Source organism: Arthrobacter sp. 4R501, assembly GCF_002929755.1.
Taxonomy (GTDB): Bacteria; Actinomycetota; Actinomycetes; order Actinomycetales; family Micrococcaceae; genus Arthrobacter.
Genome location: NZ_PJIW01000006.1, coordinates 74,945 through 101,233, shown reverse-complemented (window position 1 = coordinate 101,233; position 26,289 = coordinate 74,945). Strand labels below are relative to the sequence as shown.

General features: G+C 66.6%; 28 protein-coding genes. 17 read left to right on the top strand and 11 right to left on the bottom strand.

What is annotated here, in order from left to right; all coding sequences use genetic code 11:
* The first annotated feature begins 80 nt into the window (after positions 1-80).
* The 4 genes from CXR02_RS07400 (at position 81) to CXR02_RS07385 (ending at position 2,631) form a co-directional block, all read left to right on the top strand.
* On the top strand, positions 81-1,007 hold the full coding sequence (locus CXR02_RS07400; protein WP_146072488.1) for a hypothetical protein: 927 nt from the start codon (positions 81-83) through the stop codon (positions 1,005-1,007).
* Positions 1,004-1,216 (top strand): hypothetical protein, encoded by a 213-nt coding sequence (locus CXR02_RS07395; RefSeq protein ID WP_104061377.1) that lies wholly within the window; start codon positions 1,004-1,006, stop codon positions 1,214-1,216. The genes CXR02_RS07400 and CXR02_RS07395 overlap by 4 nt, the downstream gene beginning before the upstream one ends.
* A gap of 217 nt (positions 1,217-1,433) precedes the next feature.
* Positions 1,434-2,102: an MFS transporter gene (locus CXR02_RS07390; RefSeq protein ID WP_308470669.1), complete on the top strand. Its 669-nt coding sequence runs from the start codon at positions 1,434-1,436 to the stop codon at positions 2,100-2,102.
* On the top strand, positions 2,047-2,631 hold the full coding sequence (locus CXR02_RS07385) for an RraA family protein (RefSeq protein ID WP_104061376.1): 585 nt from the start codon (positions 2,047-2,049) through the stop codon (positions 2,629-2,631). Before CXR02_RS07390 ends, CXR02_RS07385 begins: the two co-directional genes overlap by 56 nt.
* Before the next feature lie 117 nt (positions 2,632-2,748).
* Here CXR02_RS07385 and CXR02_RS07380 read toward each other — a convergent pair whose 3' ends face one another.
* The 7 genes from CXR02_RS07380 to CXR02_RS07350 all read right to left on the bottom strand — a co-directional run bounded on the left by CXR02_RS07380 (position 2,749) and on the right by CXR02_RS07350 (position 11,436).
* Entirely contained in the window at positions 2,749-3,651 is a 903-nt protein-coding gene (locus CXR02_RS07380) for an aldose 1-epimerase family protein (protein WP_104061375.1), read from the bottom strand.
* On the bottom strand, positions 3,648-5,168 hold the full coding sequence (gene araA, locus CXR02_RS07375) for an L-arabinose isomerase (protein WP_104061374.1): 1,521 nt from the start codon (positions 5,166-5,168) through the stop codon (positions 3,648-3,650). The genes CXR02_RS07380 and araA overlap by 4 nt, the downstream gene beginning before the upstream one ends.
* A gap of 43 nt (positions 5,169-5,211) precedes the next feature.
* Complete coding sequence (locus CXR02_RS07370; RefSeq protein WP_104061373.1) at positions 5,212-5,916, bottom strand: L-ribulose-5-phosphate 4-epimerase; 705 nt, start codon at positions 5,914-5,916, stop codon at positions 5,212-5,214.
* On the bottom strand, positions 5,913-7,676 hold the full coding sequence (araB, locus tag CXR02_RS07365; RefSeq protein ID WP_104061372.1) for a ribulokinase: 1,764 nt from the start codon (positions 7,674-7,676) through the stop codon (positions 5,913-5,915). Before araB ends, CXR02_RS07370 begins: the two co-directional genes overlap by 4 nt.
* Positions 7,677-7,783: 107 nt before the next feature.
* The gene (locus CXR02_RS07360) at positions 7,784-8,797 is read right to left on the bottom strand and encodes a LacI family DNA-binding transcriptional regulator (RefSeq protein ID WP_104061371.1); all 1,014 of its coding nucleotides are present in this window, start codon (positions 8,795-8,797) and stop codon (positions 7,784-7,786) included.
* A 132-nt stretch (positions 8,798-8,929) separates the two neighbouring features.
* On the bottom strand, positions 8,930-10,150 hold the full coding sequence (locus CXR02_RS07355) for an ROK family transcriptional regulator (protein WP_104061370.1): 1,221 nt from the start codon (positions 10,148-10,150) through the stop codon (positions 8,930-8,932).
* 11 nt (positions 10,151-10,161) lie between these two features.
* Entirely contained in the window at positions 10,162-11,436 is a 1,275-nt protein-coding gene (locus CXR02_RS07350) for an FAD-binding protein (RefSeq protein ID WP_258060861.1), read from the bottom strand.
* A gap of 239 nt (positions 11,437-11,675) precedes the next feature.
* Between CXR02_RS07350 and xylA the strand changes: the two genes are divergently transcribed.
* The 9 genes from xylA to CXR02_RS07300 all read left to right on the top strand — a co-directional run bounded on the left by xylA (position 11,676) and on the right by CXR02_RS07300 (position 21,906).
* Positions 11,676-12,866: a xylose isomerase gene (xylA, locus tag CXR02_RS07345; protein WP_104061368.1), complete on the top strand. Its 1,191-nt coding sequence runs from the start codon at positions 11,676-11,678 to the stop codon at positions 12,864-12,866.
* A gap of 19 nt (positions 12,867-12,885) precedes the next feature.
* A complete protein-coding gene (locus CXR02_RS07340; RefSeq protein WP_104061510.1) occupies positions 12,886-14,478 on the top strand; it encodes an FGGY family carbohydrate kinase in 1,593 nt (530 codons plus the stop codon).
* A gap of 542 nt (positions 14,479-15,020) precedes the next feature.
* A complete protein-coding gene (locus CXR02_RS07330; RefSeq protein WP_181037157.1) occupies positions 15,021-15,344 on the top strand; it encodes a hypothetical protein in 324 nt (107 codons plus the stop codon).
* A 97-nt stretch (positions 15,345-15,441) separates the two neighbouring features.
* Entirely contained in the window at positions 15,442-16,950 is a 1,509-nt protein-coding gene (locus CXR02_RS07325) for a fumarylacetoacetate hydrolase family protein (protein ID WP_104061367.1), read from the top strand.
* A complete protein-coding gene (locus tag CXR02_RS07320; RefSeq protein WP_104061366.1) occupies positions 16,943-17,623 on the top strand; it encodes a GntR family transcriptional regulator in 681 nt (226 codons plus the stop codon). Before CXR02_RS07325 ends, CXR02_RS07320 begins: the two co-directional genes overlap by 8 nt.
* Before the next feature lie 59 nt (positions 17,624-17,682).
* Positions 17,683-19,197, top strand: a complete 1,515-nt coding sequence (hpaE, locus tag CXR02_RS07315; RefSeq protein WP_104061365.1) for a 5-carboxymethyl-2-hydroxymuconate semialdehyde dehydrogenase — start codon at positions 17,683-17,685, stop codon at positions 19,195-19,197.
* Positions 19,198-19,229: 32 nt separating this feature from the next.
* Positions 19,230-20,309 carry a 3,4-dihydroxyphenylacetate 2,3-dioxygenase gene (gene hpaD / locus CXR02_RS07310; protein WP_104061364.1) on the top strand — a complete coding sequence of 360 codons (1,080 nt, stop codon included), beginning with the start codon at positions 19,230-19,232 and terminating at the stop codon, positions 20,307-20,309.
* 2 nt (positions 20,310-20,311) lie between these two features.
* Positions 20,312-21,097 (top strand): 2-oxo-hept-4-ene-1,7-dioate hydratase, encoded by a 786-nt coding sequence (hpaH, locus tag CXR02_RS07305; RefSeq protein ID WP_104061363.1) that lies wholly within the window; start codon positions 20,312-20,314, stop codon positions 21,095-21,097.
* On the top strand, positions 21,082-21,906 hold the full coding sequence (locus tag CXR02_RS07300) for an HpcH/HpaI aldolase/citrate lyase family protein (RefSeq protein ID WP_181037156.1): 825 nt from the start codon (positions 21,082-21,084) through the stop codon (positions 21,904-21,906). The genes hpaH and CXR02_RS07300 overlap by 16 nt, the downstream gene beginning before the upstream one ends.
* Before the next feature lie 61 nt (positions 21,907-21,967).
* Here CXR02_RS07300 and CXR02_RS07295 read toward each other — a convergent pair whose 3' ends face one another.
* Both CXR02_RS07295 and CXR02_RS07290 read right to left on the bottom strand, forming a co-directional pair.
* Positions 21,968-22,276 carry a CPBP family glutamic-type intramembrane protease gene (locus CXR02_RS07295; protein ID WP_181037155.1) on the bottom strand — a complete coding sequence of 103 codons (309 nt, stop codon included), beginning with the start codon at positions 22,274-22,276 and terminating at the stop codon, positions 21,968-21,970.
* A 3-nt stretch (positions 22,277-22,279) separates the two neighbouring features.
* On the bottom strand, positions 22,280-22,657 hold the full coding sequence (locus tag CXR02_RS07290; RefSeq protein ID WP_104061361.1) for a hypothetical protein: 378 nt from the start codon (positions 22,655-22,657) through the stop codon (positions 22,280-22,282).
* Positions 22,658-22,833: 176 nt separating this feature from the next.
* On the opposite strand from CXR02_RS07290, the gene CXR02_RS07285 reads away from it, so the two are divergent.
* From CXR02_RS07285 to CXR02_RS22105, 4 genes are all read left to right on the top strand, one after another.
* The gene (locus CXR02_RS07285) at positions 22,834-23,235 is read left to right on the top strand and encodes a RidA family protein (RefSeq protein ID WP_104061360.1); all 402 of its coding nucleotides are present in this window, start codon (positions 22,834-22,836) and stop codon (positions 23,233-23,235) included.
* A gap of 438 nt (positions 23,236-23,673) precedes the next feature.
* Complete coding sequence (gene ligD / locus CXR02_RS07280; RefSeq protein ID WP_104061359.1) at positions 23,674-24,918, top strand: non-homologous end-joining DNA ligase; 1,245 nt, start codon at positions 23,674-23,676, stop codon at positions 24,916-24,918.
* Between the two features lie 105 nt (positions 24,919-25,023).
* Positions 25,024-25,242, top strand: coding sequence for a three-helix bundle dimerization domain-containing protein (locus CXR02_RS07275; protein WP_104061358.1), 219 nt, complete (start codon positions 25,024-25,026; stop codon positions 25,240-25,242).
* 273 nt (positions 25,243-25,515) lie between these two features.
* Positions 25,516-25,716: a hypothetical protein gene (locus CXR02_RS22105; RefSeq protein ID WP_146072486.1), complete on the top strand. Its 201-nt coding sequence runs from the start codon at positions 25,516-25,518 to the stop codon at positions 25,714-25,716.
* Here CXR02_RS22105 and CXR02_RS22100 read toward each other — a convergent pair.
* Positions 25,697-25,843 (bottom strand): DUF202 domain-containing protein, encoded by a 147-nt coding sequence (locus CXR02_RS22100; RefSeq protein WP_146072485.1) that lies wholly within the window; start codon positions 25,841-25,843, stop codon positions 25,697-25,699. The genes CXR02_RS22105 and CXR02_RS22100 overlap by 20 nt on opposite strands.
* Before the next feature lie 162 nt (positions 25,844-26,005).
* Complete coding sequence (locus CXR02_RS22335; protein ID WP_258060860.1) at positions 26,006-26,284, bottom strand: carboxypeptidase-like regulatory domain-containing protein; 279 nt, start codon at positions 26,282-26,284, stop codon at positions 26,006-26,008.
* Between the last annotated feature and the right edge of the window lie 5 nt (positions 26,285-26,289).

Sequence of the window (26,289 nt, the reverse complement as noted above, 5' to 3'; positions counted from 1 at the left end):
GGAACGCGGGTTGCCGCCCCTCGCACCGCCGCCGCGTCGCCTCGCTCGCGCTTCCTGTGGCATCGGGCACAATGTGCGTCATGGGGCGTTGGAGCGAGGAACGGCTCACGTCCCGGGTGGACCGGGTGTGGCGGGTGGTGGACGAATTCGCCGCACACACTCAAGCTATTCGGCCGAGCGCGGTCCGCATGGCCCAGGAGGAATCCAATATCCGGCGCGAATTCATCGCCCGGCTGTTCAGCAAGTCCGAATTCTCGGCGGACACCATCAGCCAGGCGTCCGCCGCCCTGGTCGCCGACCCTGACGCCCGGTACTCGATTGAGGCCGCCAGCGCGGAGGCAGCCACCAAGCTCCGCGCCTTTGCCCAAGGGCCCCAGTCCTCGCAGCGGCTTTTTGTCCACGAGTTCGGCGGCAGCACGTATGTCTTCTGGCAATTGGGTAAGGCCACGGCCGGCGGGCGGCATCCTGCGGGGCCGTTCATCCCGGCCGGCATCGCCGGGATCCCCTGCGGCTATGTGGAAAGCTTCTCCGGCCTCCGCGGACTCCCGTCGGCCGCCCGGACCGCCGAGCGGCTGGCCCTGCTGCTCCACCCATCGGACCGTGGACCCCTAACGGCCGCCGCGGCGTGGGCCCGGCGGGCCAAACAACAGCTCCAGGACGCCAGCCTGGACCTGTGGGCGGACCTGGACGCGGCACTCTCACCGTGCCGCGGCGGAGAACGCGAACGCCTCGAGGAGACGGTGCGCCATTTCCTGTCCATAGGCAACATCACCACCACGGCCCAGGTCCTCTTCTGCCACCGGGTCCCCTTGACCGTGGAGCGCAACGGTGCCGTAATGAAGTTGAGTGGAGGAGGACGATCGTGGACGTCTTGGAATCCGTGTCCAAGGGAATGCGTGTTGTGGATGCGTCGGGCGATGATATCGGTGCTGTTGAGCGCATCGTTCCCCCCAACACTAAGGCAGAAGTGTTCGAAGAAGCCGCCACGGCTTCCCAACAGGATTTGATCAACCTCGGGCTGAGTGCTGTCTTCGGCAGGGAACCGAAAGTACCCGAGCTGATGGCCCGGCGGTTGTTCCATTCGGGCTACATCAAAATCGATGCCCGCGGATTCTGGGCCAGCGACTCCTATGCGGCTGCGGATGCCATCAACCGGGTCGAAGACGGAAAGGTGTACCTGAGCCTGACCCGGCACGAACTTTCTGCCCAGGTGTGATGCACTGATCCGGCGCAGACCGCCCGACTGGTAGTGGCCTGCGCGTAGCCGCCCATTAATACCCCAAGGGGTGTGTTGTGTGAACTCACATTTGTCGGCGTTTTCTGGTGGATTTATTGCCATTGAACTGTGATGGCCGACACAGAATAGTTGGTAACTACCTGCACCGGACATCGTCCCCGCACCCCATCTGGCGAACTGATGGCCAACATGGTAAATACCACCGCCACTGCTACGGCACGGCTGGACCTCACAAAAATCCGCAAAAATCGCCGTCGCCAGCGTCATCGGCACCACCGTCGAGTGGCACGACCTCTTCGTTTTCGGAACAGCATCCGCGCTCGTCTTCAACAAAATCTTCTTCCCCAGCTTCGACCCGCTGGTGGGCACCATGCTCGCATTCGGCACGTTCGCCTCGGCCTACATCGCCCGCATGGTGGGCGCCATCATCTTCGGCCACTTCGGGGACAGGCCGGGACGCAAGTCCATGCTCCTGATCTCGCTCCTGACCATGGGCGCCGCCACGTTCGCCATCGGACTGCTGCCGGACTACAACAGCATCGGCATCATGGCCCCAGTGCTCCTCCTCTTCCTCCGCGTCATTCAGGGCCTGGCCCTGGGCGGCGAGTGGGGCGGGGCCGTGCTGATGACAGTGGAACATGCACGCGCCTCACAGCGCGGGTTCTACGGTTCCCTGGTCCAGGTGGGCGTGCCCGCCGGAACACTGATCGCCAACGTGGCGTTCCTGATCGTCGCCTCAAGCGTCAGCACCGAGGCACTGCTCAGCTGGGGCTGGCGCATCCCGTTCTTGCACGCAGGTCCTCGCTGGCCTGGCGGCCGTCAGCTACGCCACCATCGGGCATTTCCTCGAAGTCGGATTCGTTGACCCGGCCATCCAGTCGCTGCTGGACGGCGTGAAGGTGGCCGGGCCTGCAGTCACCGTCCGGATCGTCGGCAATGACGCGATCGCCATGAACCGGGCGTTGCTGGAGCTGTACCCCGGCGCAGTGCTGGTGGTGGACATGGACGGCGATCGCCGCCATGCCCCCGTCGGCGCAGTGACGGCCGCAGCCGCCAAGGCCCAGGGCGCCGCCGGCATCGTGGTGGACGGCGTGGCAACGGACCTGCTGGAGCTGCGGAGCACCGGCCTGCCGGTCTTCGCCCGCGGCACGTCATGCCTCACCACCAAGCGCCTGCACGGCACGGAGTCTGCGGTCAACGTTCCCGTGACATGCGGGGGCGTGGACGTGGCCCCCGGCGACTGGGTGCTGGGCGACGATAACGGCGTGATTGTGTTGACCCAGCAGGAAGCGCCAGCTGTCCTGGAGCAGGCGCTCGACTCCGATGCGGCCGAGCCGGAGCTGCTGGCACGGATCGCGGCGGGAGAACCGCTCGAGACGCTGCTGGCGCACTGACCCGCGCATGCACTGACGCGATTGTGCACTGACCTGCTTGTCCATTGAAGCGGCCGGCCCCGGCAGACTGCCGGGGCCGGCCGCTTCTGCGCGTGTCAACGCCACCACCACGCGGCATCAGGCGGCGAAGATGCTCCAGCCGGCCTGGTGGCTGCTGCCTGGTTCCAGCTTCAGCAGATCCTGGCCGCTGTTGAAGGCGTCCGGCGGACAGGTCATCGGCTCAACCGCCAGGCCCAGCCTGTTCGCTGCGGGGGCGGGTTTGTCGGCGGTATGGATCTGCAGCCAGGGGCATGTCCGGTCCCAGGCCATGCCCACCCCGGTTCCGCCTGGGTCCCTGGCGATCAGGTGGGCGTGGCCGCCGTCGTCGAACTCTAGGTCGGTGAAGGCGTGGTCGATCTGCGTGCCGCCGATTGCCCGCGGCGCCCGGAAGTCGAACTGATGCCCCTCCACCGTCCGGGTTGCGACCGGCAGGAGCCGGTCCGGCGTGACCTCGAGAAAAGACCCCGCGGGGATCCCGACCGTCCACTCATCCAACGGTGCAGGTCCGGCCAGCAGATACGGGTGCGGGCAAACCCCGTAAGGGGCCGCCTCGTCTCCGGCGTTGTTTGCCGTGACGGTGGTGTGCAGCCCGGCGTCGTCCAGCTTGTATTCGACGTGGAGCCGAAGGTGGAACGGATACCCTGGGGCCCCGGGGAGCTCGCAGGACAGGCTCACCGCGTCGGCACGGCTGCGTTCAATGGTCCACAAACGGTCGAAGGCGAGCCCGTGCAGCGCCGTGCCCCTCTCCGGTTCGTTGATGGGCAGTTGATGCTCGACGCCGGCAATACGGTAGGTGCCGTCGGCGATCCGGTTGGGCCACGGCGCAGCGATGATCCCCCGGTAGGACGGGATGGGCGCATCGGCGTCGAACGGCACCACCAGGTCCCGGCCTTGGAACGTCAGCCGCCTCAGCGCACCGCCGCGCTGCACAACGGCGGCGTTGTAGTCCCCCGAGACGAGCTGAAGTTCGGTGCCGTTCACAGCCCGCCGGCCAGCTTGTAGTAGGCGGCGTTCCAGTTAAGTTCCTTCTTGAACTGCTTGATGGTGGTGCCTTCATCGATGGTGAGGAGCTCGGTCTTGGCAATTTCGGCGAAGTCCTCGAACACGTCCAGCCCCACCTGCGTGGACAGTACCGTATGGTGCGCGGCGCCTGCGGTGAGCCACGCGGCGGCCGACGTGGCGAAGTCGGGTTTCGGCGACCAGAGAGCCCGGGCCACCGGCAGGTTGGGCAGCGGCTCGTCCAGGTCCACGACATCGACGGCGTTCGCCACGAGCCGGAAGCGGTCGCGCATGTCCGAGAGCGCCACCACGACACCGGGGCCGGCGTCGGTGTCGAACACCATCCGGACCGGGTCTTCCTTGCCGCCGATACCGAGCGGGTGGATCTCGACGCGCGGTTTTGTGGCCGTCAGCGACGGGCAGACCTCGAGCATGTGCGCGCCCAGGATCTTCTCGGCGCCGGGCTCGAGGTGGTACGTGTAGTCCTCCATCAGGGAGGCGCCGCCGGGCAGGCCCGCGCCCATTACCTTGGCGGCGCGGACCAGAATGGCCGTCTTCCAGTCGCCCTCGGCGCCGAAGCCGTAGCCGTCGGCCATGAGCCGCTGCACGGCCATGCCGGGCAGCTGGCGAAGTTCGCCCAGGTCTTCGAAGGAGGTGGTGAACGCGGCGGAGCCGTTGGCCTCAAGGAAGCTGCGCAGCCCCAGTTCGATCCGGGCGCTGTATCGCAGCGACTCGTGCCGCGCTCCCCCGGCGCGGAGTTCCGGGACCACCTCGTAGAGGCTCTCGTATTCCGCAACCAGGGCGTCGACGTCGGACTCTGCGGCGCCGTGCACGGCGTCGGCGAGTTCGTTGACGGACCACGTGTTCACGGAGACGCCGAAGCGCAGCTCCGCTTCGGTCTTGTCGCCTTCGGTGACGGCGACGTTGCGCATGTTGTCACCGAAGCGGGTCAGCTTGAGGGTCCGGACCGCGGCCCAGCCGGCCGACGCCCGCTGCCACACGCCCACCTGGCGCGAGACTTCCGGGTTGGACACGTGGCCCACCACGGTCTTGCGGGGAATGCCGAGGCGGGACTGGATGTAGCCGAACTCGCGGTCGCCGTGGGCGGCCTGGTTCAGGTTCATGAAGTCGAAGTCGATGTCCGCCCAGGGCAGCTCAACATTGGCCTGCGTGTGCAGGTGCAGAAGCGGCTTGCGCAGCAGGTCCAGGCCCTGGATCCACATCTTGGCCGGGGAGAACGTGTGCATCCACGCCGTCACGCCGATCACTGAATCGTCCGAGTTCGCTTCCAGCGCGGTGCGGCGGATGGCCTCCGAATCAGTGAGGACCGGCTTCCAGACCACCTTGACGGGGACGTCGGAGGAGGCGTTCAGCGCGGCGGCAATCTCCTGCGACTGGGCGGCGACCTGCTTGAGGACGTCCTCGCCGTAGAGGTGCTGGCTGCCGGTGAGGAACCAGACCTCGTAGTGGCCGAGGGACGTGCTGTTGGCGTTGTTCATGGTTGTCTCCTGTGAAAGTTTGGGGCTGGGCCGACGGCGGCAGTTACTGGCCGTAGACGTTCTGGTAGCGGGCGTAGAGGGAGTCGATCCGGGACTGGTCGATGGCGATAGGTTCGCCGAGCTGGCGTGCGACATGGACGGTGCGCGCCACTTCCTCGCACATCACGGCGGCCTTCACTGCGGAACGGGCGTCCTTGCCGATGGTGAACGGGCCGTGGTTCTGCATCAGGACCGCGGGTGAGGTGGAATTCTTCAGCGTCTCCACAATTCCCTGCCCGATCGAGTCGTCACCGATCAGCGCGAACGGGCCTACCGGGATGGAGCCGCCGAATTCATCGCCCATCATGGTCAGCACGCACGGGATCGACTCGCCCCGGGCTGCCCACGCCGTGGCGTAGGTGGAGTGCGTGTGCACCACACCGCCGACGTCGGGCATGTGCCGGTAGACATATGCGTGCGCCGCGGTGTCCGACGAAGGCGACAGCGGCGGGTTGCCCCACTCACCATCCGCATCGCCATCCACGGGCACGCCGTAGAGGTCGGTGACCACCATCTGTTCGGGTGTGAGGTCATCGTAGGAAACGCCGGACGGCTTGATCACCATCAGGTCCCGGCCGGGCACACGGGCGGAGACATTGCCGGCGGTCCACACCACCAGCCCGTAGCGGGTCAGTTCGGCGTGCAGGGTGCAGACTTCCTGCCGGATCCGGGCGATGGTGTCCGGTGTCTTTACGTTCGCGGTGCTCATGCGGAGGCTCCAACAGTTGAGGGTGCGGCGGGTACTGCCGCGGCACCGGACGCCCGGGGCTGAACTCCGGTGGCCCGGCGCTGGATGGCCTTGAGCCGGTGCATTACGTCATTGGCGCCCCGGCCGAAGTAGTCGTGGAGCGTGCGGTATTCCTGGAACAGCTCCTCATATGCGGCCACGTTCTCGGCGATGGGCGTGTAGACGTCGCCGGGTTCTGCGCCCATGGCGGCCGCCGCTTCGCGGATATTGGCGTACTGTCCGGCCGCAACGGCGGCGTGGATGGCGGAGCCCAGCGCGGGGCCCTGGGTGGAGCCGATGGTGGAAAGCTGCAGGCCGGTGATGTCCGCGTAGATCTGCATGAGCAGCGTGTTCTTCAGCAGGCCGCCGGCCACGATGAACTCCTTGACGGGCACACCGGAATTGCGGAAGGCATCCACGATGGTCCGGGTCCCGAAGGCCGTGGCCTCCAGCAGTGCCCGGTACGTGTCCTCGGGCTTTGTGGCGAGGGTCTGGCCCACCACCACGCCGGAGAGTTCGTGGTCCACCAGTACCGAACGGTTGCCGGAGTGCCAGTCCAGGGCGATGAGTCCGTGCTCGCCGATGGCCTGGCGGGCGGCAAGGTCGGTGAGGTATTCGTGAATGCCCAGGCCTGCCGCGGCCGCCGCCCGGTGGTATTCAGGCGGGACACCGTTGTTCGTGAACCAGCCGAAGATGTCACCTACGCCGGACTGGCCGGCTTCGTAGCCCCACAGGCCGTCCACGATCCCGCCGTCCACTACGCCGCACATGCCCGGCACTTCCCGCAGTTCGGCGCCGTTCATCACGTGGCAGGTGGAGGTGCCCATGATGGCCACCAGCTGCCCCGGCTCCACGGCTTTTGCGGCCGGGGCGGTGACATGGGCGTCCACGTTGCCGACGGCCACGGCAATGCCTTCCGGCAGTCCGGTCCAGGCGGCGGCCTCGGCGGTCAAGTAGCCCGCGGCGTCGCCGAGGCGCCCGATGGTGTGTTCGAGTTTGGTGCTGACGAAGTCCTTGAATTCCGGGTTCAGCGCGGCGAGGAAGTCCTCCGAGGGGTACCGGCCGTCCTGGTAGATGCCCTTGTAACCGGCGGTGCAGGCGTTGCGAACGTACTGGCCGCAAAGCTGCCAGACGATCCAGTCGGCCGCCTCCACCCAGTGGTCCATGGCGGCATAGGCATCCGGGTCGTCCTCCAGCAATTGCAGGCCCTTGGCGAATTCCCACTCGGAGGAAATCAGTCCCCCGTAGCGCGGCAGCCAGGCTTCGCCGCGCTCGGCGGCCAGGGCGTTGATCCGGTCCGCCTGCGGCTGCGCGGCGTGGTGCCGCCACAGCTTCACGTAAGCGTGCGGGCGGCTGGCAAAGCCGGGCAGTTCGTTGAGCGGGGTGCCGTTGGCCTTGACCGGAACCATGGTGCAGGCCGTGAAGTCAGTGGCAATTCCGATGACGGCCGCCGGGTTGATCCCGGCGTCTACGATCGCTGCGGGGACGGCGTGGCGGAGGACGTCGCGGTAGTCGTTCGGCACTTGAAGTGCCCATTCCCCGGGAAGCCGGGCGGCGCCGTCGCCCGCATCACCCGCTACATCCGCCGGCAAAGCACCGGTGACCACGGCGTGCGGATAGTCGAAGACACCGCTGCCCAGTTCCTTGCCGTCACGGACCCGGACCACAACGGCCCGTCCCGAAAGCGTTCCGTAGTCCACGCCGATGACGTAGTTGTCTGTGCCGTCCACTGTGACGTCCATGAAGTCCTCCAAATAGCTGGTCCGGTGAGCGCGGATTGATTCAATTGTGAGCGCTAACAATTGGCACGTCAAGTGTCGGGGTTATGGCTGGGAAGATCAGGAAGGGTTCAGGCGGGAGCGGACGTGCTGCTGCGGACAACCAGCTCCGGCTCCACCATGATGGTGCCTGCGCCCGCGCCGCCCTCAAGGGCGTTCAGCATAACGCCCATGCAGCGCCTGCCGAGTTCCTCGAAGTCCTGGCGCACGGTGGTCAGGGGCGGCGTGAAGTAGCCCGACTCAGGCTGGTCATCGAAGCCCACCACGGAGACGTCGTCGGGCACGCGGACCCCCGCTTCGCTGAAGGCGCGCAGCAGGCCCAGGGCCATCTGGTCATTGCCAACGAACAGAGCCGTAGCCGTACGCTCAGCCGCAAGCTGCCGGCCGATCCGGTACCCGCTGCCGGCGCTCCAATCTCCCTCGATCAACAGGTCATCAGGAAGACCGGCCTCGCGGAGCCGCTCACCCCAGCCCTCGGCACGTGACCTGCCGTCAACCCAGTCCTGGGGCCCGGAAACATGCCCGATCCGCCGGTGCCCCAGGTCGATCAAGTGCGAGACCGCCAGGCGCGCCCCGAGCTTCTGGTCCACCAGCGCTCCGCTGAAGAGGCCCCCACCGGCGGCACCCACAAGGATCACGGGAACGTCCAGGGTGAGGCCCTCCAGCGCCTGAACGGTACCGTCGTGGGGCACAATGACGATGATCCCGTCCGCGCCCTGGTCCGTGAGATGGCGAACGGCGTCCGAGATGGCATCCGCTCCAGCCTCCTTGATGGCCTCGATGCTCACAAAGTAACCGGCCTCCCGGGCAGCCTGCTGGACTCCGAGAAGGGTGTTGGCCGGGCCGTACTGCCCCATTTCGGCCGCGAGCACACCTATGGTTTGCGAACGCCGGGTGACCAGGCTCCTGGCGGCGGTGTTGCGCCGGTAGCCGAGTTCCGCAATCGCCGCTTCCACTTTCTCCCTGGTGGCGCTGCTGACATTGGGGTGGTTGTTGATGACCCGCGAGACCGTCTGGTGGGACACTTTTGCCCGCGCTGCCACGTCCTCCAGGCGTGGCTGGCGTCGGTCAATGGTGTTGCCCATGCGAGGGACCCTTCGGTGGAAGACAAGGTGGTGTCCAATATTCTATGGCCGTGATCGATGCGGAAAGCAGCGTGCGCCGTGGGGACTGGCCCGGGCACGCCCGCCCACGGGGAGGTGCCGTCCTCAGGCCGCTCAGCGCACCTTCGCAGGAGGTGCGGGCAGGGTGGTGATGCCTGCCGGGTCCGCGAGTAATCGGGTAAACGCCAGTTCGGCAGCCCCGATCATCATTAGATCCGAGCCCAGCGCGGCACGGTAGATCCTGGCCCGGCCCGCCGCCTCGTCCAGGGCCTGGGTCCGGATCAGGCCGTCCAGCGTGTCAGGCGAGAGTGCGTGCAGAATGCCCAGGAACCCATCGAGGACGATCGCGTCCGGGTTGAACGTGTTGACGGCGTTGCGCAGGGTGATGCCCAGATAGCCCAGTTGGCGGGCCACTTCCGCGGCCAGCTCCTCACTGACTTTCGAGCGGAGGGCCGCTTCGAGCTGGCTGGCGTCGCCGCCGCCGAGCCCGGCCAGGTCAAAGAGCCGCGACTGGGACACTTCGGTTTCGAGGCAGCCGGAGGCACCGCAGTGGCAGATCTTACCGTCGGTGCGCACGAAGGTGTGTCCGAGTTCGCCGGCATATCCGGCGGACCCGCGCAGCAACGCCCCGTCCGCAATAACGCCGCCGCCGATGCCGCTGGCGCCGCCGTTGAGGTAGACCAGGTTGCCGCGTCCGGCGCCGGCCCCGAAAATGAGCTCGGCTTCCGCACCCAGGGAGGCATCGTTGTCCGCCAGGCACGGGTAGCCGGTGGCCTCGCCCATCATCCGGGCCACGGGTTGGTCGCGCCAACCCAAATGGGGAGCGTGGCGGACCACCCCGTCGGCACGGTTGACCAGGCCGGGCACTGCCAAGCCGATGCCAACGATCCGGTAGGACGCATCGAGCTCCGTCCGCATCCCTGCAATGACTGCGGCAGCGATGTTGACGGCTTCCTTGGCGGTGGGGATCCGCTCCGTGGCGAAGCGGATTTTCTTCTGGACTTTTCCGCCCAGGCTCACCAGTCCGATGGTGACGGCGTCCACTTCCGGGTTCACGGCCAATGCCGCCGTGGACGGATCAGGCCTTACGTCCGGGCTCGGACGGCCAACCTGGGCCTCGCCGGACGGCGCCGCTTCATAGACGAGTCCGAGGGCCACCAGCTGGCCCACCAGCGTCCCCACCGTGGACCTGTTCAGCCCGGTCCGTCTGGTCAGCTCCGCTCGGCTGAGGACACCATGGTGGTGCACCAGGGTTGCGATCAGGGCAAGGTTGTTCCGCCGCGACGGATCGGGATCGCTGGCCGTTGCGGGGAGGCGGGTTGCTGAGGACATCATCCGTGACAATATCAGGAGCCGAAGACCGCGTAGTCCAGGAACCGGTTGCGGAACTTTCCGGCCGGATCCAGCCGGCCGGCCAGGGCCCTGAAGTCATCGAAGTGTGGGTACAGGGGCCCGACGGCGGCAACACCGCCGTCGAACAGCTTGCCCCAGTGAGGCCGTGCGCCAAAGGGCGCCAGCTCCGCCTCAAGCAGTGGCAGTACCGCCTCCACCGCAGGCTGGTCCTGCCGCCAGGTGAAGTGCAGGCCGATGCCGTCGCGACCATAATTTGGGCTCAGCCAGAGCCGGTCGGCAGCAATCGTGCGGATCTCGGAGACCAGGAGCAAGGGAGTCAGGACCCCGGAGAGTTTGCGCAGCGTGCGGATGGCATCCGCAGCGTGTTCCCGGGGCACCAGGTACTCGGACTGGAGTTCGTCGCCCTTGCTGGGCGTGAATTCCATCCTGAAGTGGGCAAGCCGGTCCGACCACGGCCCCGGCACGCCGAGTTGTTCCGTGCAGTTGCTTCCGGAGACGCCCGGGAGCGGATGCCGGGCCGACAGGGCCGGGGTGCCGCCGAAGAAGTCACGCCTGACGGCATCCCCTTTCAGATCCGGCAACCGGCTTTTCAGCCAGGCTTGCCCTACGGTACTGCCGCTCCAGTCGGTGAAGAGGCTGACGCTGTACGCGGAGGAGGTGACGCCGTCGAAATTCTCCAGAACCTGCTCCCAGTCCAGGTTCTTAAAAACGTGCTGGGCAACATGGAAGGCGGGCTCTATGTCCAGGGTCACGCTGCTAACGATTCCTAGGGCGCCGAGTCCCACTACCATGCCGTCAAAGTCCATGGTCTCGCTGCGGCGGGCGGTGAGGATGCCGCCGTCGGCTGTCACCAGTTCCAAGCCGGCGACGGCGGTGGCCAGATTCCCGTTGCCGTCACCGGAGCCGTGCGTGGCCGTGGCCACCGCACCGGCCACCGAAATGTGGGGCAGCGAGGCCAGGTTGTGCAGGGCGAAGCCTTGCCGCTGCAGCTCAGCGGCGAGCGTCCCGTACCGCGTGCCTCCGCTCACGGTGACGGTCATGTTCTCAGCATCGACGGTGATGGCCGGATCCAGCAGGTCCAGGGCCGACAGTGTGCCGGAAGTGTCGGCGATGTCGTTGAACGAATGGCGGGATCCCAGGGCGCGGATGGTTCGGGCTCCGGCCACCAGTTCCTGCAGCTCCGCCACGGTGCGCGGGTGTGCGATCCGCTCCGCCCGGTAGCCGAGGTTTCCGGACCAGTTCCGTTCTTGCACACGTTGTTCAGTCACGCTCTGGGTCCTCCACGGAGTCTGGTTTTCAGGTTTGGTGTTCTTCGCAACATAACAGCTTCGGGTGCACAAAACCAGAGATTTGCAGGGAGTGGGCATTCAGAACCCAGCCTAGCTCGGAGTGCCTAGTGGTTGACATCACGGAAATTCCTAATATGTTTGTGTGCAGAACAAAATGCTGCGACTCATCAAAGGGACGCGGTACGCACTCCTCTTCACACCTACTAACGGAGCATTCAATGACGATTCAGCCCACCCGCGAAGACAAGTTTTCCTTCGGCCTTTGGACGGTCGGCTGGGAGGCCCAGGACCAGTTCGGTTCTGCCACCCGTCCGCCCCTGGACACCGTCAAAGCCGTCAACAAGCTGAGTGATCTGGGTGCCTACGGCATCACCTTCCACGACAACGATCTGTTTCCCTTTGGCTGCTCGGCAGCTGATCGCCAGCGTGAGATCGACCGGCTGACCGGTGCGCTCAAGTCCACGGGGATGATCGTTCCGATGGTCACCACGAATCTGTTCAGCCACCCGGTTTTCAAGGACGGCGGCTTCACGAGCAATGACCGGGGCGTGCGCCGCTTCGCCTTGCGCAAAGTGCTGGACAACATCGACCTCGCAGCTGAACTGGGCGCCGAAACGTTCGTGATGTGGGGCGGCCGTGAGGGCAGCGAGTACGACGCCGCCAAGGACATCCGCGGCGCCCTGGAGCGTTACCGCGAGGCCGTGAATCTGCTCGGCGACTACGTCACGGACAAGGGCTACAACATCCGCTTCGCCATCGAACCGAAGCCGAACGAACCCCGCGGCGACATCCTGCTCCCCACCCTGGGACACGCCCTTGCGTTCATCGAGACCCTGGCACGTCCCGAACTTGTGGGCGTTAACCCCGAGACCGGCCACGAGCAGATGGCCGGTCTCAACTTCACCCACGGGATTGCCCAGGCCCTTTACCAGGGCAAGCTGTTCCACATCGACCTCAACGGCCAGCGCAGCATCAAGTTCGACCAGGACCTGGTGTTTGGCCACGGCGACCTGCAGAACGCGTTCTCCCTGGTGGACCTGCTCGAAAACGGCGGCCCCGACGGCGGACCGGCCTACGGCGGCCCCCGCCACTTCGACTACAAGCCCAGCCGCACCGAGGACATCGACGGCGTGTGGGACTCCGCCGCCGCGAACATGCAGACCTACCTGCTGCTGAAGGAACGCGCGAAGGCCTTCCGTGCCGATCCCGAAGTGCAGGAAGCGCTGCTGGCTTCCCGCGTTGCCAAAATCAATGAGCCCACCCTCAACCCGGGTGAAGGCTACGAGCAGCTGCGATCGGACCGCGCTTCCTACGAGGATTTCGACGCCGATGCCTACTTTGGCGGCAAGGGCTTCGGCTTCGTGCGGCTGCAGCAGCTCTTCATCGAGCACCTTCTCGGAGCGCGCTGATACTGTGGCGGCTGCTTCCTTGAACCTCGTTGCCGGGGTCGACTCCTCTACCCAAAGTTGCAAGGTTGCGGTCCTGGACGCCCAAAGCGGTGTCCTGGTCCGCGAGGGCCGGGCGAGCCACCCGGACGGGACGGAAGTCCATCCTGACCATTGGTGGCGGGCCCTGGCCGAAGCCATCGAGGACGCCGGCGGTCTGGCGGACGTGGACGCATTGTCCGTCGCTGGCCAGCAGCACGGCATGGTGCTGCTGGACCGCGACGGAAACGTGGTGCGGCCCGCGCTCCTGTGGAATGACACCCGCTCCGCTGCAGCTGCAGCGGCACTCATCGACGAGGTAGGGGCCGGGGAGTTCGCGCGGCGTACCGGGCTGGTGCCGGTGGCATCCTTCACGGTGACCAAGATCCGCTGGGTCAGGGACAACGAGCCCGAAAGTGTGGCCAGGGTGGCAGCCGTTGCCCTCCCCCATGACTGGCTGAGCTGGCGCCTGCGGGGATACGGTCCGGCCGGGGCCAGCCCGCTGGGCCCGGACCTGGAGGCGCTCACAACGGACCGCTCGGATGCCAGCGGGACCGGCTACTGGAGCCCCGCTTCCGGCAGCTATGACGTGGAGCTATTCCGGCTGGCCTTCGGCAGGGACGCACGCGAAGCCCTTCAAGAGCAGGAAGCGGCAGGAGCTGCACCTGTTTCGGCTGCCCCCGCGGCCGGGGGCGCTGTCATCCTGCCGCGCGTGCTGGCTGCCGGCGAAACCGCCGGCCGTGTTCATCCACTCTGTTTTGCCGGGAGCAACGCCGGCGCTGGCCCTCGTACGGATGCTGGCCCAAGTGGTGGCGGCGGGCGGGCTGAAATCCTGCTCGGCGCCGGCGCCGGGGATAACGCAGCCGCGGCCCTGGGTCTGGGCGCCAGGCCCGGGGATGTGGTGGTCTCGGTGGGCACCAGCGGAACAGTCTTCGCCGTCGCATCCGAGGTTGGTTACGATCCCAGCGGAACAGTTGCCGGCTTTGCAGACGCGGGCGGCGACTACCTGCCCATCGCCGTGACGCTGAACGCCGCCAGGGCGCTGAGCTCCATGGCCACGCTGCTGGACGTCGGTTTTGATGAACTCTCCAGGCTGGCATTGGACGCTGCGCCCGGGGCAGATGGAGTGGTGCTCGTGCCGTATTTTGAGGGCGAACGCACCCCCAACCTGCCGCACGCCAAGGCCAGCCTGCACGGTCTCAGCATCGCGTCCGCCACCCGAAGCAACATTGCCCGGGCGGCCATAGAAGGGATGCTGTGCGGATTGTCCGGCGGCCTGGCAGCCTTGCAGGCTTTGGGCTACCCGGCGCGGCGGCTGCTGCTGATCGGCGGAGCCGTGCAGAACCCGGCGGTACAGAAGATCGCGTCACAGGTGTTTGACCTGCCGGTTGTGGTGCCAAGCCCCGACGAATACGTGGCCCGCGGTGCCGCAGCACAGGCCGCCTGGGCACTCACGGGAGCCCGTCCCGACTGGCAGGTGGCACTTGCCGCGGCGCCGGCGTCGGACTTCCAGCCCGTCATCGGCGAGCAGTACGCGCGGGCCTGTGGGCATATTGATGAGGACAGCCGCGCCAATGTGTCTTCGACGTCCAGCTAGCCGACCTCGTGTCAGCACCGAAGTGGGTCGCTAAGGTTCTCCTGTAAGGATGAAGCCCCCAGGACCCCAGAAAGTTCTGTCCAATGCCCAGTAACCCGCGTGGGATCGCCGTGGAGTTCGCTGCTGCCTGGAACGCGGCGGATCCGGAGGCCTTGGCGGCCCTCTTTGTAGAGGACGCCGACTTCGTTAACGTTGTCGGTCTTGGTGGACGAACCGGCCTCAGATCCGTGAGAACCATGCCATTGGGTTCCGGCGCATGTTCCCGGACACCGTGATGGTGCTGGAGCGCGTGTTCTGGAAAGTCCGACAAATTCCGCTCTCCGCTCCATCAGCCGCATCACCGTTTCGCCATCCCCCTCCGTGAGGCCCGCCGTCGTGACTTCCTCAAGTCTCCGCCAGAGCCCCTCCACGCGATTTTGTAGAGCCTAACCAGCGCGAGTGGCGCTAACGATGACCGTGCGGCGATCGACCGTGGAAGGCTTGCGGGAAACAAATCCCGACTGTTCCAAACGCTGCAGCAAGCTCACGAACCAGGAGACACAATGTCCGAGTCCTTTACCGCCCAGAACACCGCAATGCTGTTGATCGACCACCAGGTCGGCACCATGAGATGGGTCCGTTCCATTGGGTTCAACGAGCTCAAGGCCAACTCGCTTGCCCTCACCGAGGCCGCCAAGGCCCTCGACATCCCGCTGATGCTGACCTCGTCCATGGAGGCGTACGCCCAGGGGCCGCTGCTGTCCGAACTGAAGGACATCGCACCCGCCGAGTTCGCTGCCCGCATTCAGCGCCAGCTGTTCAACCTGGATATGGGCGGCATGCTCGGCCGGAAAACCGGCCGGGCCTCTCGCCTGCTCGCGTCATGATGGGAACCACTACGGCCTCGCCGCGCGCCCTTGACGCCGCCAGGGATATCTGCCATATTACTTCGTATACGATTTCGTACTCGATGAGGAGTAATTCTTGGATCAGGTCACCGAGCACACCTTGGCCGCGGCCCGCAAGGTCATCGCGGTGCACATCAATTACCCCAGCCGGGCAGCCCAGCGCGGCCGCACCCCGGAACAGCCTTCCTACTTCCTGAAGCCGCCATCCTCCCTGGCGTTCAGTTCGGCAGACGACCCTTCGGTTGTGGAGCGTCCGGCCGGCTGTGAACTCCTCGGTTTTGAGGGCGAGATCGCCCTGGTCATCGGCAAGGCCGCCCGGCGGGTCGGGCTGGAGGACGCCTGGAGCCACGTCGCGTGGGTCACCGCCAGCAACGACCTCGGCGTCTACGATCTCCGCTACGCGGACAAGGGCTCCAACCTCCGGTCCAAGGGCGGCGACGGCTTCACCCCGATCGGTCCCGGTTTGATCCCCGCGGATGCCGTGGATCCGGCCCAACTGCGTATCCGCACCTGGCACAACGGCGACCTCGTCCAGAACGACAGCACCGCGGGCCTGCTTTTCCCGTTCGCCCGGCTCGTCGCGGACCTCTCCCAGCTGCTGACGCTCGAGGCGGGCGACATCATCCTGACCGGCACCCCCGCCGGTGCCACCGTTGCCAAGCCGGGCGACGTCGTCGAGGTTGAAGTGAGCACGACGACGGGAGCCACCGGCGGTGCTGAAATCACCACCGGGCGGCTGGTCACCCGGGTGGAGGAAGGCACGACGGCTTTCGCTGAGTTTGGTGCGCAGCCCAAGGCCGATGACGTGCAGCGGGAGGAGGCGTACGGTTCCCGGGCAGCGGCGGGCCTTTCACCTGACGAAAGCGCCGCCGTCGGGCATGTCCTGACCCCCGAGCTGAAAGCGAAGCTCGAAAGTGTCTGCACCGCCACGCTCTCCTCCCAGCTGCGCAAGCGCGGCCTGAACAACGTCAGCATCGACGGCCTCACCTCCACCCGCCCGGAGAAGCGGATCGTGGGCATGGCCCGGACCCTGCGGTATGTGCCCAACCGCGAGGACCTGTTCAAGACACATGGCGGCGGTTTCAACGCCCAGAAGAAGGCCATCGATTCCGTGAACGAGGGCGAGATCCTGGTCATGGAAGCCCGCGGAGAGAAGGGCACCGGCACCATCGGCGACATCCTGGCCCTGCGTGCCCAGGTCCGCGGGGCCGCGGCCGTTATCACCGACGGCGGCGTCCGGGACTTCGCCGCCGTCGCGGCCATGGACATGCCTACCTACTATGCGAACCCGCACCCGGCCGTCCTGGGGCGCCGGCACATCCCGTGGGACACGGACATCACCATCGCCTGCGGTGGCACCACCGTCCAGCCCGGGGACATCATCGTCGCGGACTCGGACGGCATCCTGGTGATCCCGCCGGCCCTGGCCGAAGAGCTCGCGGACGACTCCATCATCCAGGAGCGCGAGGAAACGTTCATCGCCGAAATGGTGGCAGAGGGCCACAGGGTGGACGGCCTCTACCCGATGAACGCGGCCTGGCGGACTACGTATGAGCAATGGGAAGCAGGCAGAGTCAATGACTGAGACGTTGTTGGCGACTGGCAGCAAATCCGAACAGGCCTATGCCGCGGTCAAGGCACGGATCGTGGACGGGACCTACTCCCCCGGCTACCGGCTGGTCCTGGCCGCCATCGCCAAGGATCTGGGCATCAGCGTGGTCCCGGTCCGTGAAGCGATCCGCCGCCTCGAAGCCGAAGGACTGGTGACATTTGAGCGGAACGTCGGCGCCACGGTCTCCGGGATCGACCCCACTGAGTACCTCTACACCATGCAGACACTCAGCATCGTGGAGGGTGCCGCCACCGCGTTGTCTGCGCCGCTGATCGATGCCGTGGCGATCGCCCGCGCCCGGGCCGTGAACGAGGACATGCGCGAATGCCTCCAGCACTTCGACCCCGTCCGCTTCACGCACCTGAACCAGGACTTCCACAGCATCCTCTTCGAGCACTGCCCCAACCCGCACATCCTGGACCTGGTCCACCGGGGCTGGAACCGGCTCGCTTCACTGCGGTCTTCGACGTTCCGCTTTGTTCCCGGCCGTGCCCACGAATCGGTGGACGAGCACGAGGCGCTGCTGCAGCTCATCGAATCCGGCGCCGCCGCGGAAGAGATTGAGAAGTCCGCCCGCCGGCACCGCGCCGCCACCCTGGACGCGTACCTCGCCCAAAGCAACGCGGGACCACTTAACGCCCGATAAACGGCCTCGCATGGGCAAGAAGTGACCCCGCGTTGCATTAGAAGCAAAGGAAGATAACAATGACGTTCACCGCCGCAGAAGCCGGCACGCATTACGTGCCGCAGGACCTCCCCACCCACATCCAGCACTACATCAACGGCCAGTTCGTTGACTCCGTGAACGGAGCGACCTTCGACGTCCTGGATCCGGTCTCCAACACCAACTACGCCACCGCCGCGGCGGGCCAGAAAGAGGACATCGACCTCGCCGTCGCCGCCGCCCGCGAAGCCTTCGCCACCGGCCCGTGGCCACGGATGAAGCCCCGTGAACGCGCCCGCGTCCTGAACAAGATTGCCGACGCGGTCGAGGCCCAGGAAGCCAGGCTCGCCGAACTGGAAACCTTCGACACCGGCCTGCCCATCACCCAGGCCAAGGGCCAGGCCCTCCGTGCGGCGGAAAACTTCCGCTTCTTCGCGGACCTGATCGTGGCCCAGTTCGACGACGCCATGAAAGTCCCCGGCGCGCAGATCAACTACGTGAACCGCAAGCCGATCGGCGTCGCAGGCCTCATCACCCCGTGGAATACGCCGTTCATGCTCGAGTCCTGGAAGCTCGCCCCGGCCCTGGCCACGGGCAATACCGTGGTCCTCAAACCGGCAGAATTCACGCCGCTCTCCGCCTCGCTGTGGGCGCAGATCTTCAAGGACGCCGGCCTGCCCGACGGCGTGTTCAACCTCGTCAACGGCCTCGGCGAGGAAGCCGGCGATGCCCTGGTCAAGCACCCGGACGTCCCGCTGATCTCGTTCACCGGTGAGACCACCACGGGCCAGACGATCTTCCGCAACGCCGCCGCCAACCTCAAGGGCCTGTCCATGGAGCTCGGGGGTAAGTCCCCGTGCGTGGTGTTCGCGGACGCCGACCTGGACGCCGCGATCGATTCCGCCCTGTTCGGGGTGTTCTCCCTCAACGGCGAACGCTGCACCGCCGGCTCCCGCATCCTCGTCGAACGCGCCGTCTACGACGAATTCTGCGAAAAGTACGCCGCCCGGGCCAAGAAGATTGTGGTCGGGGACCCGCACGACCCCAAAACCGAAGTCGGCGCCCTGGTCCACCCGGAGCATTACGAGAAGGTGGCCTCCTACGTGGAGATCGGCAAGTCCGAAGGCCGGCTCCTGGCCGGCGGCGGCCGCCCCGACCACCTCCCCGAAGGCAACTACATCGCACCCACCGTGTTCGCCGACGTCGCGCCGGACGCGCGGATCTTCCAGGAGGAAATCTTCGGCCCGGTCGTCGCCATCACCCCGTTCGAGAACGACGACGAGGCGCTGGCTTTGGCGAACAACACCAAGTACGGGCTGGCCGCCTACATCTGGACCCAGAACCTGACCCGCGCCCACAACTTCTCGCAGAACGTCGAAGCCGGCATGGTGTGGCTGAACAGCCACAACGTCCGCGACCTCCGCACCCCGTTCGGCGGCGTCAAAGCCTCGGGCCTGGGCCACGAAGGCGGCTACCGCTCCATCGACTTTTACACCGACCAGCAAGCCGTCCACATCAGCCTCGGCACCGTCCACACCCCCAAATTCGGCGCCTGAGCCACCCACCCTTTCAAAGAAGAGAGACTCCCATGACTGACTTCGTTCCCATCCCCACCGTCCCGGCTCCGGACATCGTCCGCTGTGCCTACATGGAAATCGTGGTCACCGACCTCGCCAAGTCCCGCGCGTTCTACGTGGACGTCCTGGGCCTGCACGTGACCGAGGAAGATGAGAACAACATCTACCTGCGGTCCCTGGAGGAGTTCATCCATCACAACCTGGTGCTCCGCAAGGGACCCGTCGCCGCCGTCGCCGCTTTTGCCTACCGGGTGAAGTCCCCCGCCGAGGTGGACGCCGCCGAGGCCTATTACCAGGAACTGGGCTGCCGCACCGAACGCCGCAAGGAGGGCTTCACCAAGGGCGTGGGCGATTCCGTCCGGGTGGAGGACCCGCTGGGCTTCCCTTACGAGTTCTTCTACGACGTGGAGCACGTGGAGCGCCTCACCCAGCGCTACGACCTCTACTCCGCCGGCGAACTGGTCCGCCTGGACCACTTCAACCAGGTCACCCCGGACGTGCCCCGCGGCCGCAAGTACCTCGAGGACCTCGGCTTCCGCGTCTCCGAGGACATCCAGGACTCCGACGGCATCACGTACGCGGTTTGGATGCACCGCAAGCAGACCGTGCACGACACCGCCCTGACCGGCGGCAACGGCCCGCGCATGCACCACATCGCGTTCGCCACCCACGAGAAGCACAACATCATCCAGATCTGCGACAAGATGGGCGCCCTGCGCATCAGCGACCGGATCGAACGCGGCCCCGGCCGGCACGGCGTGTCCAACGCGTTCTACCTCTACATCCTGGACCCCGACGGCCACCGGATCGAGATCTACACCCAGGACTACTACACCGGCGACCCCGACAACCCCGTCATCACCTGGGACGTCCATGACAACCAGCGCCGCGACTGGTGGGGCAACCCCGTGGTCCCGTCCTGGTACACCGAAGCCTCCCTGGTCCTGGACCTCGACGGCAACCCCCAGCCCGTCATCGTGCGTGAGGAAAAGAGCGAAATGGCGGTCACCGTGGGCGCCGACGGCTTCTCCTACACCCGCAAAGACGCCGAAAGCACAGCCGAAGGCTTCAAGCTCGGGGCGCAGCTGTAGCCATGCTGGACGAGAAGACGATAGAGGCCATCGCCGACGAACTCCTGGAAGCCGGCCGGACCCGCACCCCGGTCCCCCGCCTCACGGCCCGCTACCCGGGGATGACGGTCGAGGACTCCTACGCCGTCCAGCAGCTGTGGCGGCGGCGCAACGAGGACGCCGGCCGCACGCTGGTGGGCCGCAAGATCGGCCTCACGTCCAAGGCCATGCAGGCCGCCACCGGCATCACCGAGCCGGACTACGGCGCCATCTTCGATGACATGGTGCTCGGATCCGGCTGCTCGGTGGAGTGGGACCAGTACACCCATCCCCGGGTGGAAGTTGAACTGGCATTTGTGCTGAAGAAGGACCTGTCCGGACCCGGCTGCACCATCTTCGACGTCCTGGACGCCACGGACTACGTGGTGCCGGCCCTGGAGATCCTGGACTCCCGGATCGAGATGGAGGGCCGGACCATCGTGGACACCATCGCGGACAACGCCGCGATGGGCGCCATGGTGATCGGCGGCAACCCGGTAAAGCCCGACGCCGTGGACCTCCGCTGGGTCTCGGCAATCCTCTACAAAAACCAGACCGTGGAGGAAACCGGGGTAGCAGCCGGCGTCCTGGACCACCCCGCCAACGGCGTACACTGGCTCGCCAACAAAATCGCCGCCCACGGCGACGGGATGAAGGCCGGGGACATCATCCTCGCCGGCTCCTTCACCCGCCCACTGTGGGTGTATAAAGGCGACACCGTCCACGCCGACTACGGACCATTGGGGGCCATCACATGCCGCTTCGAGTAGAACCCGGAAATCCTGACGACGCGGACACGTTCCGCGACGCCCTCGCCACGGCTGACCGTCCCCTGGCGGGGATGTGGGTCTGCTCCGGCAGCCCGCTGATCGCCGAACTCTGCGCCGGATCCGGCCTGGACTGGCTCCTGATCGACGCCGAACACAGCCCCAACGGCCTCGAATCCATCCTGGCCCAGCTCCAGGCCGTCAACGGCTACCCGGTCCAGGTCCTGGTTCGGCCGCCGGTCAACGACACCGTGCTGATTAAGCAGTACCTGGACCTGGGCGTGCAGAACCTGCTGGTCCCGATGGTGAACTCGGTGCAGGCGGCGGAAGCTGCCGTGGCCGCCACCCGCTATCCTCCGCACGGCGTCCGCGGCGTGGGGTCCGCCCTGGCCCGGGCCTCACGCTGGAACCGTGTCCCGGACTACCTCGCCCGGGCGTCAGAAACCGTCAGCGTCACCGTGCAGATCGAATCGACGGCGGCCGTCGAAGCCGTCGAGGAGATCCTGGCCGTGGACGGCGTGGACGCCATCTTCCTGGGCCCCTCAGACCTCGCCGCTTCCATGGGCGTGCTGGGACAGCAGGAACACCCTAAGGTGCGCGCCGCCGTCGAACGCTGCCTTGCGGCCGCAAAAGCGGCCGGGAAGCCCGCGGGCGTCAACGCCTTCAACCCCACCACCGCCCACAGCTACCTGGCGGCCGGCGCCACCTTCGTACTGGTGGGCGCCGACGTCGCCCTCCTGGCCCGCGGCTCCGAGGCACTCGCCGCCGCATTCACTAAGGCCTCCGACGGCGAAACCCCCGCCAGCTACTGACGCGGGAACTGCTGCGGGAAACATAGTTTCACCGCGTGTGGGCTTGGCCGCCCGCTCGTCGTCAGCGGGTGAGGACGAAGGCGGCAAGGATCGCCGTGGAGGCGTCGCTCAGCCAGTGGACGGCGGTGGATGCCAGGAGCCGGCGGCGGAGACGCACGAAGGTCAGTGTCAGACCTGCGGTGACCAGGGGTGCACCAAGTAACCGTGAGATGAGGTAGGTTCCGTCGGGAATGAAGCGGATCACCAGGTGCTGAGCACTCCAGAAGCAGACAACGACGGCTGCCCCCTTCCAGCCGCTGCCCGTGAACGCCTGAAGGCGTGGCAGCAAGAAGCCGAGATAGACCATTGTTTCAGTGAACGCCCAGATCACGGGCTACAGGGTGCTGCTGTAGATGGCAGCCCACAGCGGCAGGTGAATGGCTGTGACCTGGGGCGGGAGGGCTCGGGGCCCGTAAAAGGGAAGGGTGGCCGGGCTTGCGGCCGCGACGGCGGGCAGCAGGGCTAGCAAGTACACGGGGATGGCACGCAGTTGAGGGCCCCAGTTGGTGCGGGTGAGACCGAACACGTCGCGGAGGCGCAGTCCTTCCCGGCGGAGCAGCAGCACCAGCAGGACCAGGCACGCCGCGTCGGTGAGCGTGCCGTAGACGGTCCACCAACCCCGGGAGGATTCCCAGGGAGTCAGATCGCCCGTGGCCCAGAGGATGCCGGACGTTGTTATCTGCGCCAGGCGTAATGGATCGGTGTTCTTCACGGCGCGACGTTCGCGTTTCCCGCGCGACTGCTTGAGCGTATCCGCCAAAGCATCCCCGTGTGCAAATTGCGCATGAACGGTGCCGCAATGGTTGAAGGCAGTACGCAGCCGTCCCGATGAAGCATCGCTATGTTTCGAGGGCCGCCTCGGCCTGGGGTCGGTGAGAACATACAGGCATGGCATCCATACAGCGCATCCGCCCCCAGGGGCTCATCTCGAGCCCGGCCTTCAGCCACGTCGCCATCGTGCCGCCCGGCGCGACTACCATCTACGTCGGCGGGCAGAACGCCGTCGACGCCGACGGCGTACTCGTCGGGGAGGGCGACGTGGCCGTCCAGTCTGCCCGAGCCCTTGAGAACGCGCGGACCGCGCTCGCCGCAGCCGGCGCTACCCTCGGCGACGTTGTGCAATGGACAGTGCTCTTCGTCGATGGGGTGGACCTCGCGGCGGCGTACGGGGCGATCGCTTCGGAACTCGCGTCCGACGAACCGGCCCTGGTGACCGGAGCGCGTGTCGCGGCGCTGGGCGTCCCCGGCGCACTGGTCGAGATCAGCGCGGTCGCCGCCGTTATGCGGTGACGGAGATCCCGGCGAGGAGTTGGCCAAGCCCTCGGCTGGACGGTCACCGCCAATGTAATCGTCGACGACGACCGCGGCTATGTCGCGTTCGGCTCCAGTGGCGGTGGTGGCCACTGTCGTTACGGGCATTGTCCTCCGCCGCGTTCACGGCGCCGGAACCGGGCCGTCCGCTCCCCCGGTGAGCGCCGCCGTCGGGCGTTACACTGTGCTCGCTGGAATTTGTGGGATCGTTCGAACCGCATGGCTGGAAGCCGGCCGCGACGCTGACGCCGGTGATCTGCGTGGTGTGGTCACTTTGGCTGGCGGCAGTCGGCGTGGTCCTCCTGCTTTGAACTGCGCGAACATAAAGGACGAGGCTCCCGCTTTGGCGGTCCCTCCTGATGCAGCCATTCCGCACGGGGTCTGGCTGGGACAAACGATCGTTGCTAGCGTGGCGCCATGAGCCCGTCGAAGACCCCGGCCGAAATCCTCGACATTGCCGGCGCCGAGGTACGCATCTCAAGTCCGGACAAAGTGGTTTTTCCCGAGCCCGGGCTGACGAAGCTCGACCTGGTCCGCTACTACCTCGCCGTCGCGGATGGTGCGCTGCGCGGCGCCGGCGGCCGGCCCATGGTGCTCAAGCGCTTCCCGAAGGGCATCGCCGCTGAACCGTTCTTCCAAAAACGGGTGCCCGAAAACCACCCCGACTTCATCGACACAGCAACGCTGCACTACGCGTCGGGGACATCAGCCGAGGAGGCCGTCATCCGGGATGCCGCAGGCCTGGCGTGGGTGGTGAATCTTGGCTGCCTGGACCTCAACCCGCATCCCGTGCGCGCTGAGGACCTCGAACACCCGGACGAGCTCCGGGTGGACCTCGATCCTATGCCAGGCGTCGGCTGGTCCCAGATCGTTGATGTCGCATATGTCGCGCGGGAGGTGCTCGACGACGTGGGGCTGGTGGGGTGGCCGAAGACGAGCGGATCGCGCGGACTGCACATCCTGGTGCGCATCGCGGCGCAGTGGTCGTTCCGCGAGGTGCGGCTCGCCGCCGAGACCCTCGCCCGCGAGGTCGAAAACCGCGCTCCCGGCCTCGCTACCGCGCGCTGGTGGAAGGAAGAGCGCGGCGAAAGCGTGTTCGTCGACTTCAACCAGAACGCCAAGGACCGCACCGTGGCATCGGCGTACTCGATCCGGCCCCTGCCCGACGCCCGGGTCTCGACGCCGCTCACCTGGGAAGAGGTCCGCTCCATCCGGCCGGAACAGTTCACGGTCCGCACGGTGCCCGGGCGCTTCGCCGACGTGGGGGACCCCCACGCAGGCATCGATGACGCGGTTGGCACACTCGATAGACTTCTGGCACTGGCGGCCGAGCTCGGCCCCGCCGAGAAGCCGCCGCGCAGCGGTGACGGCTCCGGCCGCCGGCAGTCGCTGATGCCGCTCATCGAGGTGGCCCGCACCAGGACCAAGCCCGAGGCGCTCGCGGCACTCGACGTGTGGAAGTCCCGGCATGCGGACGTCACCCCGGCCCTGCACCCCGCCGACGTGCTCGTCGACGGAATGCGCGGATCAAGCTCGCTCTGGTACCGGGTGCGGGTGAACCTGCAGCACGTCCCCGAACCGGAGCGTCCGCCACAGGAGGGGCTCATCGCCGACTACGACCCGTGGGCCGGCAAGGAATGGCCCGGGCGCCCGGGATCCTGACACCGTAACGGAACCGGACGTGCGCGCGCGCCGAGCGGGTCTTCAGCGCTCCCCTCCCTGCAAAATGTGATAGACGCCACACGTCTCCGGTATCAAACTAGTTGGATGGAAGATACGGAGAAGCACGACACCATCACCAAAGTCAGCGACCTGCTCGCCGCACGCTATCCCGACGCACCCCGGCCGGTGGTCGTCCGCGTCGTCACAGAGGAATACGAAACATTGGATGCCGGCCGGATCCGGACCTACATCCCGACCCTTGTCGAACACGGCGCCAGGAACAAACTCCACCGCGAGTTCTCCCGCCGGAACAGGGAAACCTGACGTCCCGCCGAACCGCGTCCGCAGCTGGTCAAGGACGCGCCATCTCACTCGCAGGTCCCTGGTCGCCTCCGCTGACCGGATGATCCCACCGGCCGCGCAACATGCCATGGCGGGACGAGCCGGTTCAACCGTGTCCGAAGTCGCAGCAGGCCACTCGGTTCATATCTCATAGCCGCAAAGCTGTGGCTTCAATAATCAAGGAGGCGGCAGCGGCCCGCTGAGGCAAGCTGGCTGGGGACGTTGGTACTCGACTGATGGGCTGAGTACGGCACGGTGACCTTGGCCCCGCAGCCCGGTGGGGGAATCACCCCGGCGAGCGCCGCCGTCGGGACACCTCAAAGCCGCATCAGCCTGGACCGTCGCACGGGATATACCCTGGACGTCGAACTCCCCCGCGGCGTCAGGGCCACGGCGGAAATGCCGGACGACGGCGGCAGCCACCACGGCGCGGATCTCACCAGAGTTGTCGGCTGAGAGCCCGGCACGAGGACCCGGAGGCGGCGGCAAAAAGAGCCATGCTGGTCCGGCCCCAGGAAAGCACCGCGCGCTCGGGTTGGAGCCCGGGGTCCTGGTGCGTGGGAGCAGCTGGAGCTCCCGGCATCAGTTCAGCGCGATCAGGATGATCACTACAGCTGCAGTGACTGCCCCGCCCAGGCCGAGGAGCGGAACAATGATCGGCAGGGGAAGTGCAGCATGCTCGACTCGATGGAGACCCACCGCACTGCGGCGCCGGCACTGATCAGCATCCCGATAGCCACCAGGCTTAGCGAATCCCGCTGTCAACAACCAGCGTGATGTGAACGGGCCTGTCCGAGATGACCACCAGCTCGGTAGCCGTCGAAGCGTAACCGCCGACGTTGGTCGCCCTGATCATATAACGACCGTCAGGCAGCGTCAGATTGAAGGCACCGGTGCTATCAGTTTGTGTTGAGCCCTGGACGGCATCCCCGTCCAAGGCCACAACCGCGGCCCCTGATACTGGGCGCGGTGGACACTCCTGACCAACACGCTCGACGGGACAGACCGGGGCGGTCAGGACCACCCCGG